16 protein-coding genes, 1 tRNA gene and 2 pseudogenes are annotated in these 13912 nt (G+C 56.9%); 4 read left to right on the top strand and 15 right to left on the bottom strand.

The window, feature by feature from the left end; translation table 11 throughout:
- Positions 1–30: 30 nt before the first annotated feature.
- The 8 genes from purB to scfA form a co-directional block, all read right to left on the bottom strand.
- Positions 31–1467 (bottom strand): adenylosuccinate lyase, encoded by a 1437-nt coding sequence (purB, locus tag E0L15_RS00360; protein ID WP_168124136.1) that lies wholly within the window; start codon positions 1465–1467, stop codon positions 31–33.
- A 227-nt stretch (positions 1468–1694) separates the two neighbouring features.
- On the bottom strand, positions 1695–1973 hold the full coding sequence (locus tag E0L15_RS00355; RefSeq protein ID WP_087229856.1) for a zinc-ribbon domain containing protein: 279 nt from the start codon (positions 1971–1973) through the stop codon (positions 1695–1697).
- A gap of 65 nt (positions 1974–2038) precedes the next feature.
- The gene (locus tag E0L15_RS00350) at positions 2039–2629 is read right to left on the bottom strand and encodes a sigma-70 family RNA polymerase sigma factor (protein WP_168124135.1); all 591 of its coding nucleotides are present in this window, start codon (positions 2627–2629) and stop codon (positions 2039–2041) included.
- Between the two features lie 100 nt (positions 2630–2729).
- A complete protein-coding gene (ruvB, locus tag E0L15_RS00345) occupies positions 2730–3791 on the bottom strand; it encodes a Holliday junction branch migration DNA helicase RuvB (protein ID WP_168124134.1) in 1062 nt (353 codons plus the stop codon).
- Positions 3792–3807: 16 nt separating this feature from the next.
- Positions 3808–4410 carry a Holliday junction branch migration protein RuvA gene (gene ruvA / locus E0L15_RS00340; protein ID WP_087369302.1) on the bottom strand — a complete coding sequence of 201 codons (603 nt, stop codon included), beginning with the start codon at positions 4408–4410 and terminating at the stop codon, positions 3808–3810.
- A gap of 10 nt (positions 4411–4420) precedes the next feature.
- On the bottom strand, positions 4421–4921 hold the full coding sequence (gene ruvC, locus E0L15_RS00335; protein WP_087229868.1) for a crossover junction endodeoxyribonuclease RuvC: 501 nt from the start codon (positions 4919–4921) through the stop codon (positions 4421–4423).
- A gap of 843 nt (positions 4922–5764) precedes the next feature.
- On the bottom strand, positions 5765–7126 hold the full coding sequence (gene scfB / locus E0L15_RS00330; protein WP_168124133.1) for a thioether cross-link-forming SCIFF peptide maturase: 1362 nt from the start codon (positions 7124–7126) through the stop codon (positions 5765–5767).
- 74 nt (positions 7127–7200) lie between these two features.
- Entirely contained in the window at positions 7201–7344 is a 144-nt protein-coding gene (gene scfA / locus E0L15_RS00325) for a six-cysteine ranthipeptide SCIFF (RefSeq protein WP_087229878.1), read from the bottom strand.
- A gap of 158 nt (positions 7345–7502) precedes the next feature.
- Here scfA and E0L15_RS00320 point away from each other — a divergent pair, with 158 nt between their 5' ends.
- Positions 7503–7955, top strand: a complete 453-nt coding sequence (locus tag E0L15_RS00320; protein ID WP_087390076.1) for a spore coat protein CotJB — start codon at positions 7503–7505, stop codon at positions 7953–7955.
- Positions 7955–8146: pseudogene (locus E0L15_RS00315) on the top strand (manganese catalase family protein); the annotation flags it as partial. The gene E0L15_RS00320 and the pseudogene E0L15_RS00315, both read left to right, overlap by 1 nt.
- A 95-nt stretch (positions 8147–8241) precedes the next feature.
- Here the strand turns inward: E0L15_RS00315 and E0L15_RS00310 are convergent.
- The 7 genes and pseudogenes from E0L15_RS00310 to E0L15_RS00280 form a co-directional block, all read right to left on the bottom strand.
- Positions 8242–8318, bottom strand: a tRNA-Pro gene (locus E0L15_RS00310).
- Between the two features lie 139 nt (positions 8319–8457).
- Complete coding sequence (locus E0L15_RS00305; RefSeq protein ID WP_347565955.1) at positions 8458–9141, bottom strand: ElyC/SanA/YdcF family protein; 684 nt, start codon at positions 9139–9141, stop codon at positions 8458–8460.
- A gap of 119 nt (positions 9142–9260) precedes the next feature.
- Complete coding sequence (locus E0L15_RS00300) at positions 9261–9803, bottom strand: methylated-DNA--[protein]-cysteine S-methyltransferase (protein WP_243155325.1); 543 nt, start codon at positions 9801–9803, stop codon at positions 9261–9263.
- Positions 9736–10155 (bottom strand): annotated as a pseudogene (locus E0L15_RS00295) (NifB/NifX family molybdenum-iron cluster-binding protein); the annotation flags it as partial. The gene E0L15_RS00300 and the pseudogene E0L15_RS00295, both read right to left, overlap by 68 nt.
- A gap of 31 nt (positions 10156–10186) precedes the next feature.
- Positions 10187–10870, bottom strand: coding sequence for a DNA alkylation repair protein (locus E0L15_RS00290; protein ID WP_168124131.1), 684 nt, complete (start codon positions 10868–10870; stop codon positions 10187–10189).
- Between the two features lie 45 nt (positions 10871–10915).
- Complete coding sequence (locus E0L15_RS00285; protein ID WP_168124130.1) at positions 10916–12391, bottom strand: recombinase family protein; 1476 nt, start codon at positions 12389–12391, stop codon at positions 10916–10918.
- A complete protein-coding gene (locus tag E0L15_RS00280; protein WP_168124129.1) occupies positions 12388–12573 on the bottom strand; it encodes a hypothetical protein in 186 nt (61 codons plus the stop codon). The genes E0L15_RS00285 and E0L15_RS00280 overlap by 4 nt, the downstream gene beginning before the upstream one ends.
- A 121-nt stretch (positions 12574–12694) precedes the next feature.
- Here E0L15_RS00280 and E0L15_RS00275 point away from each other — a divergent pair, with 121 nt between their 5' ends.
- Together E0L15_RS00275 and E0L15_RS00270 are read left to right on the top strand one after the other, a co-directional pair.
- Positions 12695–13069 (top strand): BlaI/MecI/CopY family transcriptional regulator, encoded by a 375-nt coding sequence (locus tag E0L15_RS00275; RefSeq protein WP_087229905.1) that lies wholly within the window; start codon positions 12695–12697, stop codon positions 13067–13069.
- Entirely contained in the window at positions 13062–13898 is an 837-nt protein-coding gene (locus E0L15_RS00270) for a M56 family metallopeptidase (RefSeq protein WP_168124128.1), read from the top strand. Before E0L15_RS00275 ends, E0L15_RS00270 begins: the two co-directional genes overlap by 8 nt.
- Positions 13899–13912 lie beyond the last annotated feature (14 nt).

The raw sequence follows: 13912 nt of genomic DNA, 5'->3' as shown, positions 1-13912 counted from the left end.
CCTCCCAAAATATGAAATTGATGCGTGAAATTAAACCTTGAGTTCGGTGTGAACTCCAGTCAGAGCCTGAGAATGGGCCTCCAGTACGGGGGTGATGCACTCAGCAATGAAGTCCTCCACCTGCTGGGGGCAGCGGCCAATGTAGCGGGAAGGCTCCATGTGGGCCACCAGCTCCTCCCGGCTCATGCCGAAGAGGGGATCTTCTGCAATGAGGTCGATGAGGTTGTTGTTCAGGCCCAGGTCCTTCACATTGCGGCCAGCTTCCAGGGCGTGGACGCGGATGCGCTCGTGGAGCTCCTGACGGTCGCCGCCCTTCTTCACGGCGTCCATCATGATGTTCTCGCTGGCCATAAAGGGCAGCTCCTCCAGGATGTGCTTCTCAATTACCTTCTCGTGGACCACCAGGCCGGCGGACACGTTCTCGTAGATGTTGAGAATGGCGTCCACAGCCAGGAAGGCCTCGGGCACGGAGATGCGCTTGTTGGCGGAGTCGTCCAGAGTGCGCTCAAACCACTGGGTGGCAGCGGTGAAGGTGGGGTTCATTACGTCGGCCATTACATAGCGGGCCAGAGCGCAGATGCGCTCGCAGCGCATGGGATTGCGCTTATAGGGCATTGCAGAAGAGCCGATCTGCTTGCTCTCGAAGGGCTCCTCCACCTCCTTGAGGTGGCACAGGAGGCGCACATCGGTGGCAAACTTGCTGGCGGACTGGGCGATGCCGGAGAGGGTGGAGACGATGGCGGAGTCCACCTTCCGGGAGTAGGTCTGGCCGGATACGGGGACGGAGGCCTCGAAGCCCATCTCCTTGGCGATGCGGCGGTCCAGATCCTTGCACTTCTCGTGGTCCCCTTCAAACAGCTCCAGGAAGGAGGCCTGAGTTCCGGTGGTGCCCTTGCAGCCCAGCAGCTTCAGGTTGGCGATGCGGTACTCGATCTCCTCCAGGTCCATGAGCAGCTCGTACATCCACAGAGTGGCGCGCTTGCCCACCGTGACCAGCTGAGCGGCCTGGAAGTGGGTAAAGCCCAGGGTGGGCAGAGCCTTGTATTTCAGGGCGAACTGGGACAGGTTGGACAGCACCCGCACCAGCTTGTCGCGAATCAGCTCCAGGCCTTCCCGCATGATGATCACATCGGTGTTGTCGCCCACATAGCAGCTGGTGGCGCCCAAGTGGATGATGGGCATGGCCTTGGGGCACAGGGTGCCGAAGGTATGAATGTGAGCCATGACGTCGTGGCGCAGCTCCTTCTCCTTCTGAGCGGCCAGGTCATAGTCGATGTCGGTCAGGTGGGCCTCCATCTCCTGAATTTGCTCCTGAGTCACGGGCAGGCCCAGCTCCATCTCGGCCCGAGCCAGCGCCACCCACAGCTTGCGCCATGTGGAGAACTTCTTGTCCGGAGAGAAGATGTACTGCATCTCATCACTGGCATAGCGAGACGAGAGAGGACTTTCGTAAATAGATTTGTTCACGGTGAAAAGAACCCCCTTATTGGATATGAGCAGGGAAAAACCTTGGATTCCCCACTTCGTTCAGGAACAAAAAACGGCTATCATTTCAATGTCCCGTAATGATAGCATTATATCACAGTTCGACAACCGGAACAAGACGTCCTTAGAAAAACGTTACCATGAACTGGACAAATAAAAACGGAGTTGCCGAGAAGACAACTCCGTTTGGATGCAACAAAGATAGAGGCTTAGCCCTCTTCACGCATCTTGGCAAAGCACTCGCTGCAGTAAACAGGGCGGTCGGACTTGGGCTCAAAGGGAACCTTCGCCTCACGGCCACAAGCGGCGCAGGTGGCGGTGAAGTACTCACGGGGACCACGGGCGGCAGCCTTGCGAGCGTCGCGGCAGGCCTTGCAGCGCTGGGGCTCATTCTGGAAGCCACGCTCAGCGTAGAACTCCTGCTCACCGGCGGTGAACACGAACTCCTGGCCACACTCTTTGCATACTAAAGTCTTGTCTTCGTACATGGAAATACCCTCTCTTTTGATGCCCAGAACCGGGAAATGCCTCTGCTGGGACTGTAATATTTGCGTCAGCTCTCGCTGAAATCGCCATAATATGGGGCAACCTTTCGTCGAATCCGTTGTACTGCGTTGTCCACAGACTTCACAGAGCGACCGACGTGGCAACTGATTTCCTGATAAGAGAGTCCTTGCAGGAACAGGGTCAAAACCTGCCGTTCAAGACAAGACAAACACTTGGTGAGCTGTTCCATCCGCTCCGTCTCTTCCTCTCTGGAGATATAGAGCTCTTCCGGACTGGAACCGCTCTCTGCCTCAATGGAGTCAAAGGGGACGCTGTCGTTCAAAGGTGTGTGTTTCCCCCGGGATGCAGAGGTAACGGCGGAACGAATGCGATTGCGAATGCAGACGTCGGCAAAGGTGCGAAAGGTAGCGTCACGACTGGGGTCAAATTCACGGATGGCTTTGATCAGTCCGAACATGGCCTCCTGAATCAAATCCTCGCTGTCGCCACCTGCCAAAAAGAAGGGGCGGGCGCAGATGCGGACCTGCCGCTGATAGCGCAGAACCAACTCTTCCTCAGCCGTCAAATCGCCCTCTCTGGCCTTTGCACAAAGTGCCTCATCAGAATATTCTGTTGTCAACTCCTCAATGTCCTTCATACTGTAACCTTGTTTATTTTTATCACAAACTGGCGCGATTGTCAATGATTTTTATGCAAAATCTAAAAAGCATCTGGAAAGGTTCTGGAAAACCTGGCAATCAAAAGGAAAGTTGTTCCATTTCTCCGCGGTTGGGTGGTGTCAGTCCCAGGTGTTCAAAGGCCTTGTAGGTGACGCAGCGGCCCCGGGGCGTGCGGGTGAGAAAGCCCAGCTGCATCAGATAGGGCTCGTACACATCCTCCAGGGTGACGGACTCCTCGTTGATGGTGGCGGCCAAGGTGTCCAGGCCTACAGGCCCGCCGTTGTAATTTTCAATGATGCTCAACAGCATGCGGCGGTCGATCTGGTCCAGGCCCAGGGCGTCAATCTCCAGCGCCTGCAAAGCCCGGTCGGCTACTCCCTGGGTGATGACGCCTCCGGCAGTGACCTGGGCGAAGTCTCGCACCCGCCGCAGCATCCGGTTGGCGATACGGGGTGTGCCCCGGCTGCGCCGGGCAATCTCCATGGCTCCGTCTGGCTCGATGGGCACATTGAGAATGCCGGCCGAACGGGTGACAATTTCACTGAGCTCTTCGGGGGTGTACAGCTCCAGACGGAGGGTGACGCCAAAGCGGTCCCGCAGAGGGGCGGACAGCTGCCCTGCCCGGGTGGTGGCGCCGATGAGGGTGAACTTAGGCAGGTCCAGGCGGATAGAGTTGGCGGAAGGGCCTTTGCCAATCATGATGTCAATGGCGTAGTCCTCCATGGCTGGGTAGAGAATTTCTTCCACCGAGCGGTTCAGCCGATGGATTTCGTCCACAAACAGAATGTCATTTTCCTGGAGGTTGGTGAGCAGAGCCGCCAAATCCCCCGGCTTTTCAATGGCGGGGCCGGAGGTGATACGGATCTGTACCCCCATCTCGTTGGCGATGATGCCGCTGAGGGTGGTTTTGCCCAGGCCCGGGGGGCCGTGGAGCAGCACGTGGTCCAGGGGCTCGCCCCGCATTTTGGCCGCCTGGATGAACACCTCCAGGTTGGCCTTGGCCTTGGATTGGCCGATGTACTGGTCCAGGGTCTGAGGCCGCAGAGAGGCCTCCCCATCGTCCGCTCGCGTCAGAGAGGTGCTGACCAGGGGCTCGAAGTCCGACCCTTCATATTCGTGGTTGGAAAAATCAATGCTCATATCTGTCACACCTCATTTAGCGGACCATGCGCTTGAGCGCCTGCTTGATGATCTCTTCCAAGGTCAGCTGGTCCACATCCAGGCCCTTCAACGCAGCGGCAATCTCGGGCTGGCTGTATCCCAGGACGGCCAGAGCTGCCGAGGCCTCGCTGGTCTTGTTTTCGGGAATGATGGTCACGCCGCCGGCAAAGGCTTCCCCGCTGCTGGTGGTGAGCTGTCCTTTGGACAGCTTGTCCTTGAGCTCCAGGATGATGCGCTGGGCGATCTTCTTTCCGATGCCAGGGGCGCAGGTCAGGGCTTTCTCGTTTTCCGAGACGATGGCCAGAGCCAGTCCCTCCGGCGTATTGGAGGAGAGAATGGCCAGAGCGGCCTTAGGGCCCACACCGGACACCCCAATGAGCATCTGGAAGCTGGACAATTCGCTCTCCGTGGAAAATCCGTAGAGCTCAAAAATATCCTCCCGGACGTGGAGGTAGGTGTAGAGCTTGGCCTGTGCCCCGCGGGTCAGACCAGCCAGAGTATGGTTGGTGGTGCGGCAGGCATAGCCCACGCCGCCGCAGTCAATGACGGCCAGATAGGGGCCAATATGGGCCACCGTTCCGTTGAGATAGTAAAACATAGCTTGCTCCTTAGGTATGGTTCATAGATCGGGACAGCAGCGAGGTGCAGCTGCGGGCATGGCACAGGGCGATGGCCACCGCATCGGCGGCGTCATCCGGCTTGGGCACACTGGCCAGGTGAAGTAACTTTCGGGTCATCTCCATCACCTGCCGTTTTTCCGCCTTGCCGTATCCCACCACGGCCTGCTTGACCTGGGAGGGGTTATACTCCACCACAGGCAGACCACATTTCTCTGCAGTCATTAAAATCACCCCTCTGGCCTGGGCCACGCCGATGCCAGTGGTGACGTTTTGGTTGAAGAACAGCTCCTCAATCGCCAAAACCTCCGGGTGAAACTGCCCAATCAGCTCCTCCAGGTCTGTGGCAATCTGCCACAGTCGGGCGGGCAGACGCACCCCTGCCGGGGTGTTGATGGCCCCGCAGGCCACCAGCTGTTGTCTGCCAGGCTGGGAGTCGATGAGGCCAAATCCCACAATGGCATAGCCTGGGTCAATCCCCAATATCCGCACTCGGTTCTCCCTCCCCTGCCCTGGAAATTTACTCGAACTATTGTATCATAATTTGCCACCAGCCGCAAGGGAAAGGGAGTGCTGGGTACCCCGGACTTTTCAGCCCAAGGGGAGCAGAGAGAGCAACTTTTGACACAAACCTGGGAGAAGGAATGGGAGCAAATGCCCTTGCAGGAAGTAGGAAAGACCAAACAGAGCCCCACAGCAGACCAGCGCAGACCATGGAGGCAGGAGTTTGGCCGAGGACTCCTGGGGGATACATTTTCGCAGGGCGTTGGTAAACGACCACTTTGCCACATACAGGGTGAGAGGTAGCACCAAAATGGCGGAGATTCCAAAGAATAGAGCCCCCCATCCCAGACCAGAGAGGCCGAACATGGCGACAAAGCTGGAGCAGGCATAGCTGAGGAGAAAGCACCGGATGAGGAGTACGCATGGTACCCCTACCACGCCGGGAGGACCAAAGCTCAGCAGCACCAATAGCAAGGGCCAGCAGAGAATGTCCCAGACGGTGGACCAAAAGGAGACGGGAGGAACTGTTCCCTGGGCCACCGACTGAAAATAGCTGGTCAATTGGTCGGAGAACTGGGGATGACGGCCTCCAAGCGCAGCAAAAATGCTGCCTAGCAGTACGCCCACCAGGCAGAATATGCATAGAAAGAAGAGCGGGCCTCTCTCCCGCCGCTTCCCCTGTCCCCGGGATGTTCGTGGCGAATATAGCCGCTTGGGATGCGTCATCGTTTCATCACCTCTTGCTAACCTATGCATCCCCGGGGAAACTATGCAAAAGAGAATCGCCGCCCCTGTGAAAGAGGCGGCGATTGAGATAGCCTGGAAAGGAATTTAGACCATACCGGCACGGTGGGCCTTCATGGCGATGGCGCACTCCAGACGCTTGCGCTGCATGTCGCAGCCAAACCGATTGGGAATCATCATGTCTCCGTTGACCTCCAGATTGGAGGCGGAGCAGCCGCCGCTGCAATAGAAGCGGGCCCAGCAGTCCTTACAGTCGGGGCGGGTGTAGATGTTCAGCCCGGCAAACTTCCGGGAAATGTCCATGTCAAAGGTGTTGTCATACACGTTGCCCAGCTTGTACTCTTCCTTGCCCACAAACTGGTGGCAGGGATAGATGTCGCCGTCGGGAGTGATGGCCACATACTCACAGCCAGCGCCACAACCGCGCATCCGCTTGATGACACAGGGGCCCTGGGTGAGGTCCACGTTGAAGTGGAAGAAGTTGATGTCGTCCCGGTCCAGCAGTTCCCGGGCCAGGTTCTCGTACTCCTCCAGAATGCCGGGCAGGTCCTCCTCCTTGAAGGTGTAGTCATACTTGGAATCTCCCACCACAGGCTCCACAGACACGTTGCGGAAGCCCTGGTCAGCGATGTGGATGACATCCTGGGCGAAGTCCCGGTTGTGACGGGTGAAGGTACCACGCAAGTAGTAGTCCTTGTCACCACGTCCAGCCACCAGCTTCTGGAACTTGGGGAGAATCATATCGTAGCTGCCCTTGCCGTTGACGGTGGGGCGCATGTTGTCGTTGACCTCAGGGCGGCCATCCAGAGAGAGCACGGCGTTGGACATGTTCTCGTTGATGTAGTCGATGGTCTCATCGTCTAGCAGAATGCCATTGGTGGTGATGGTGAACCGGAAGTTCTTGTTGTGCTCCTTCTCCAGGGAACGGGCGTAGTCCACAGTGGCCTTGACGGTGTCCATGGCCATGAGGGGCTCGCCGCCGAAGAAGTCCACTTCGATGTTGTGGCGCTTGCCGGAGCGGGCGATGACGAAGTCAATGGCCTTCTTGGCGGTCTCCACATTCATGGTCATGCGGTGGCCGGTACCGAAGTCGCCGGTGGAGGCAAAGCAGTACTTGCAGCGCAGGTTGCAGTCGTGAGAGACGTGGAGGCACAGGGCCTTGACGGGGGCATCCTTCTGCATGAGCACAGCGGCCTCAGGGTCGATGTAGGTATCGTCCGTGAAGAGAAGCCCCTGCTGCTGCAGCTGGTAGAGATCGTCCCAGGCGCAGTTGAGAGACCCGCGGTCGTACTGGGGCAACTTGGCGGCCACCTCGTCCGGGCAGTGCTCTGCCATGGGGCCGTCCAGCAGGGACAGCAGGTCGTAAGCGGTCTGGTCCAGCACATGAACGGCACCGCTGTTCACATCCACCGCGATATTCGCATCCAAACAGTGAAAAGTATGTACCATAATAACTAGTTCTCCTTCAAACACACAGAAAAAGGGTGGGACAAGGCCCACCCTTTCCGGTGTCTAATCAATGATTAGTGATTGTTCTCACACTTCTGATTGGCGACAGTGCAGGAAGTCTTGCAAGCGGACTGGCAAGAGGTCTGGCACTCGCCGCAGCCACCGTGAGCAGCGCTCTGCTTCAGAGTAGCACCGTTGAGAGTCTTGACGTGAGTCATGGATATCCCTCCATTCAGCTTATTTAATGGCATTGTACCACAGTTTTCACAGCATTTCAATATGCAGTTTTTGCGGGTGGCTGTCAACCTGGGTGAGGATGGCATAGGATGATGTGGCATGTGATGCTAAAATGTTTGAGGAGGCTATTCTTTTGAATATGAACGAACCCACCAACCGCCCCTGCGGTGACGGGATGGGGACACTCCCATCCTGCGCGCCCTTGGCGGTCCCCTATGTTCCGTTTCAGCAGAACGGGAGCCAGACCTATTCCCAGCAGGACGCTCTGGCCAACGGCACCCTGTTTCCCGGCCTGAATCTGCCCTTCCAGATCAACGCAGTGGCGGCCACTCCGGCCCAGACTGGGGCCTTGGAGCTCCAGGCCTTGAGTTTTGTCCTCACCGAGCTGGGCCTGTATCTGGACACCCATCCCCAGGACAAAGAGGCGTTCGACCTTTTCCGGGAGTATGCCAAGCTGGCCAAGGAGGGCCGACGCCGTTACGAGGCCATGTATGGGCCGCTCACCCAGCAGGCGGCAGCCAATCAGGACCAGTACACCTGGCTCAATGACCCCTGGCCCTGGGAATACCGCCAGGAAGGAGGAATGCGCTGATGTTTGTCTATGAGAAAAAGCTACAGTACCCCGTGCGTATTAAGAATACCAATCCCAAGCTGGCTGCCCTGATTATCAGTCAATACGGCGGCCCAGACGGCGAACTTGGGGCCTCCCTGCGCTATCTCAGCCAGCGGTATTCCATGCCATGGCCAGAGCTGAAAGGGCTACTCACCGATATCGGTACAGAAGGGTCAAAATGATACCATGCAAGGTGCAGGTTCACACAGCCAGCCGAGGCAATAAAAAAGACACCACCGACCTTTGTCGATGGTGTCTTTTTTATTGGTCCGAGTGACAGGACTTGAACCTGCGGCCTCTTGACCCCCAGTCAAGCGCGATACCAAACTTCGCCACACCCGGATGTTCAATTTTGCTCTGTCGATTGACCTTAGATATACTAGCATACGAGAAAGAAAAATGCAAGAGGGAATTTGCGTTTTTTTTGAAAAAATTTTTCGTCCAGGCGGCGGGGCTCAAAACTGCCCCGCCGCCCCAGAGGTTAACCGTCGTTGGTCACATCTCCGTCTCCACTGACGGGGATGGCTTCGCCTAGATAAGTAGGCTCAGGCTTCCAGATGGAGGTGAAGAAATCTTTGACCCGAGCCAGGACTTCCCGGGCATCTCTCTGCCACTGCCCTGCGTAGTCCTCCCCGTCGGCGGCGACTCCGTAGGCATCCAGCCCCAGCGCCTGGGCAATGTAGATGGCCCGATACAGGTGGTATTCCTGGGAGACAATGACCACCTTCTGGGCTTGGAAAATCTCCTTTGCCCGGTACATGCTCTCATAGGTGGAAAATCCGGCGTGGTCCATAAAGACGTCGGAGGACGGAACGCCGGCGTCCATGGCATACTGCTTCATGGCGTTCACTTCGTCATAGCCTTCCCGTCCGTGATCGCCGCTCATCAGAAGCTTCGGCGCCACATTTAGCTCATAGAGTTCCACGCCCCGCTCCAGACGATCCGCCAGCATGAGACTGGGGGTGCCATCGGCCTTGACGCCGCAACCAAGTACCAGAATGCAGTCCACATCGGTCAGGTCTGCGGCCTGTTCAGCGGTGAGGATTCGCTCCCCTCCCACATGGGTGACACGTGCGTTGATGGCAAATACAGACACAATGCCCAGCACCGTGCACGCCAGCACAATGCAGGTAAAAATCTTGGTGATACGCAGCAAGAGTTTCACTGGGGAATCTTCCCCCTTTCTATTTAAGTAGCCACAGTGTATCTCATTTGGCCACCGTTGTCCAGAAACAAACTGTGAATAACAGCAGCGATAAGCCAGGACTTACCGCTGCTGTTCAATCATAAAGTATGGTGTTGTTCCAGGGATAGAAGAAATCGCTTTAGTTCTAGCCCTCCGGCGTAACCGCCCAAAGAGCCGTCTGCTCCAATGACCCGGTGGCAAGGCACCACCAGCATCATGGGGTTTCGGTGGTTGGCCATGCCCACAGCCCGGCAAGCTTTTGGCTGTCCAATTTCTTCGGCGATGTCCCGGTAACTGAGGGTCTGGCCGTATGGAATCCGGCATAGTGCCTGCCAGACCCGCTCCTGAAACGGGGTGCCATGAAGGGAATATGGGATATCAAAGTCCTTACGTTTGCCCTGAAAGTATTCCTCCATCTGGCTGGCCAGCTGCTGGGTCAGCGGTGTGGGGGTCCCATAGTCCAGAACCGGACCTTGCACAGCGGAGATAGAGACAATACAGTCCCCCGCTTGCTCGATGCGAAAAGAACCACAGGGAAAGGTGTATACAGCGAAAATCTCCGCTGCGTTCCGCTTATTCATGGGAGCAGTGTTCCCCGTGGTCATGACCGCCACAGCCATGGTCGCCACAGGTGTGGTCATGGTGATGGTGCTCCCCGTGGTGGCTGCACGTTACATCGGGGGTGTAGTTCAAGGTCTGGGCCAACAGTGCCTCTACCGCCTGATCGGCCCCGCCGGAGACGCCGCCGTAGAGCCGAATGTTGGCATTGGCCAAGGCGTTCTGAGCGCCTCCGCCGATGCCGCCGCAGATGACGGCATCCACATGCAGGTTGCCGAGGAATCCAGCCAGGGCCCCATGCCCGCTGCCGTTGGTGTCCACGATCTGGGTGCTTGCCACGGCTCCATCTACGATGTCATATACTTTAAATTGCTTGGTGTGTCCAAAATGCTGGTAAATCTGTCCGTTCTCATAGGTAACTGCAATTCTCATGATAAAAACTCCTCTCGGTATTTGATATACAGGTTTATTTGACCCGCAGAGAGCGCAAAAATGCCTTCTGTTCCGGGTCAATGCGAAAACTCTCCGTGGCCTTCTGAATGGTCTTGTTGTGAATCCAGGGGGAGAGTCGGTGTTGGGTAAGATAGGGTAAGGCGGCATCCCATTGCTTCACCAGGCCCTCTGCAAAGTACCATGCCACCATCATCTGGACATAGTAGTCCTCTGCTCTTACCTCTGCGGCCCAATCCAGATACTCTGGCGAAAAATAGCTATCCAGGTAGAAACGCAACAGAACGCCTAGGCCAAAGCGCACCGTATAGGTATGGTTCGATTGCATCCAGGTCCACGCCTGGCGAGACAAGGCCTCCGGGTGCTTTGCAAATGCTTTCGGGCTGAGCAAATCACAGGTGGCCCAGTTGTCCACATAGGGAAGGAAATGGTTCAGGGCGTCTACGGTCTCCTCATATTCCTTGCACTCACACAGCAACAAGCCGTGGAGGTTGTTTTCCTCGTAGTAGGTGTGTGGGAGCTGGCGGAGAAAGTGTTCTGCCTCAGGAGTGCCCCGCAATTGCTTTGCCAGTCGGCGGAGTTCAGGCATGCGTACACCGATGACCACGTCCGGATTGACGGTGGGCATAAGCCTACACTGAAACCTCTGATAGGTCAGATCTTGCAGGGAAAACAGGCGCTGCACAATGGGAGTGTCCACGGTGGCCCCTCCTTTTCTGAGGATACCACTAGTATAGTCTTTTTCCTACCCGCTGGCAAGCGGAGTTCCATCTCGAAATTGGAACCTCATGGGGAGATGAGATAGCTTTAGCTCCACAATTCGCTGGGGGCAGACCGTGATGCTCTCCACTAGCAGCTTACATAGGGCATCGCTGGCCTCTGGGTGTTGGAGAATGTGCTCCACTGCTTCCTCTGGGATGATATCTGGCGAAGGGGCTTGCAACTGCTGTTCCAGATTGGTGAGTTTTCGGTCGTACGTCTCTTTCATAAGGGCCAGTTCCTCCTTGGTAATATGCCCAGAGGCGTAGGCGTCCAGAAGGACGGTTTTTCGGTCTAAGATGTGCACTTGTTCTCGCTCCATCTGTTCTCTGTTGGGGTTCTCTCCATGAAGCAGATGGGTCATGGAGGTAAGTAGGCTGGAAGGACTCAACTCCAGAGCAAACAGGGCTTGACGGAACATCTGCCTGGCATCATCGTCCCGGAGAATGCGGGCAATCTTACACCCTCCACGGACGGATGAGGCGCAGCTCCACCGGAGAATGACTCTTCCGTCCGGGAGCTTGCGCCGCCGAGCTACGAAGGTGGCACCGCATACCCCGCATTTGATCTTACCGGACAGGGCATAATGCACGGAACAGCTGCGAGGGGTGTGCTTGCTGCGCTGCTGTAACTCCTGTTGTACGGTATTCCACAGCTCCCGGGAGATGATGGGAGGGTGATGGTCTTTCAGAGTAACCAGCGGCTCTTCTCCGTGGTTTTGCCGTTTTGCATGGCTGAGATAATCGGGAGTATAGGTCTTTTTCTGCACCAGGTCCCCCACATACTTTTCATTTTTTAAGAGCTTCACCAGGTGGCTGCTGCTCCAATGGGGGTTCCCGGAAAAGGTACGCACTCCCTCCCGCTCCAGCAACCGGGCAATTTGTGTGGTGCCCAATTTTTCCGCCCCATACAGGTGGAAAATACGCTGCACCAGACGGGCTCCCTCTGGGTTGATGGAGAGTACCCCATCTTTCACATCGTACCCCAGCATGGACCGCCCGAATACCACCCCCCGCTCCATCTGCCGGGTCTGTCCCCATTTCACCCGGGCTGAGGTCCTTCGGCTCTCCTCCTGGGCAATGGAGGCCATAATGGACAGCCGTAGCTCTGCGTCCGGGTCCATGGTGTTGATGCCGTCGGTGAGAAAGAGAACCGAGATCCCCAGGGCCTTGAGTTTCCTGGTATAGGCGATGGTGTCCAACAGATTTCGGGAAAAACGGCTGACTTCCTTGGTGAGAATGATGCGAAATTTCCCGTCCTGGGCGTCCTGAATCATCCGCTGAAAGGCTACCCGCCGTTTGGTGCTGGTGCCTGTGATACCCTCGTCGGCATAGATGCGATACAGCTCCCACTGGGGATGCTGGCGGATGTACTGGGAGAAGTAGCGCTGCTGAGCGGCAAAGGAGTTTGCCTGGTCCTCCTTATCGGTGGAGACTCGGCAATAGCTGGCCACGGAAATCATGGCTGATTGCCCTTTTCTAGCTGCTCTAAGGCCAGGTCTATCTGCTCCCGCTCCAATATCCCTTGTTCGCCTAGGGCCAGAAGTAGACTGGTACGGAGTAGCTGAAAAAATTCCGGGTCTGTCTCCGGTGAGACAGGGCGGGCATCTTGGATTTCGTACAGGGTTGCAAATCTGGGCTTCATGTGTCTCCCCTCCTCCTTCTTGGCTTCATGTATACGGAGAGAGATAGGCAAAAATCCCTTGACAACCATCTACTTCAAGTGTAGTATATAATTAACTACTACATATGAAGTTGGTGATACCATGAAGCATTTGCCAGACAGCGAGCTGGAAGTGATGAAGGCCCTGTGGGCCTGCGGAGGTGATGCCTCCCGGGCGCAGCTGGAGGAGACCTTGGCGCCCCTGGGGCTGGCTTCCAACACGGTGAACACGTACCTGACTCGTTTGACGGAAAAGGGGTTTGTCAGCGCCAGACGGGACGGAAAGCTCAACCGCTACACGCCTCTGGTGAGTCGGGAGGAGTACCTCACCTTTGACAGCCATTCCATTCTCTCCAAACTGTATGACGGCTCTCCCCGCAAATTTGTGGCCGCACTGGCCAAGGGGGGTATGACGAAACAGGAGGTGGAGGACCTCCGGTCTCTCCTGGACCAATTGGGTGGAGGGGACCATGGATGAGATTTTGATGGATCTGTTTGCCCTGTCCCTGGGGGGCGGCGTGGTGGCGCTGGTTCTCATGGGAGTGGCACGAGTTACCCGGGCCAGATATGCGGCCAAGTGGCGGTGTGTGATTTGGGCGCTGCTGTGTTTGCGTCTGATTGTTTTGTTGCCCCTAGTGCCCCAGGTCCAAGCCCCGGTTCAGATGACCGTGCCCCAGATGGACCGCCCGGTGGCGGTATCCGCTGCGCCTACGGTTGCCCCGGATGGGGGAACCTCTTCCCTGCTGCGTCCCGATGGAAAGGAAGAAGCGCCAGGGCTTACCATGTCTCACATCGTCAGCGGGGTGTGGCTGTTGGGAATATGCGGGGTCCTGGTGTGGAGCGGGGTGTCCCACATGAGACTGCGCCGCTATCTGAGACGCTGGGCATCGGTGGAGACCCGGGAAGAGGTGTGCTGCCGATATGCGGCACAGGCCCAGCGGTTGAATCTTAAGCGTGTACCTAAGTTATTGGCGTGCCCCGGGCTGGAGGTGCCCATGTTGACGGGACTGGTGGCCCCTGCCCTGATGTTACCTCAGAACGCATCGCCAGAGGACGGATTGGACTATGCTTTGCTCCATGAGCTGATTCACTACCGCCGCAGAGATATCTGGCTGAAAGCGTTGGTGATGCTGACAGTTTCGGTGCACTGGTTCAATCCGGTGATGTGGCTGATGGTGCGTCAGGTGGACCGAGACATTGAACTGGCCTGTGACGAGATGGCACTGACCGTGCTACCAGAAGAGGAGCGTCTGGCTTATGGGGAGACCATCCTCCAGGCGGCAGCCAGAGTCCATCGGCAAACATGATGGGAGGGATGGGA

The organism is Pseudoflavonifractor sp. SW1122, assembly GCF_012027765.1.
GTDB classification, from domain to species: Bacteria; Bacillota; Clostridia; order Oscillospirales; family Oscillospiraceae; genus Enterenecus; species Enterenecus faecium.
Note: the sequence above shows the minus strand (reverse complement) of the source record. Positions and strands in the feature narration are given on the sequence as shown.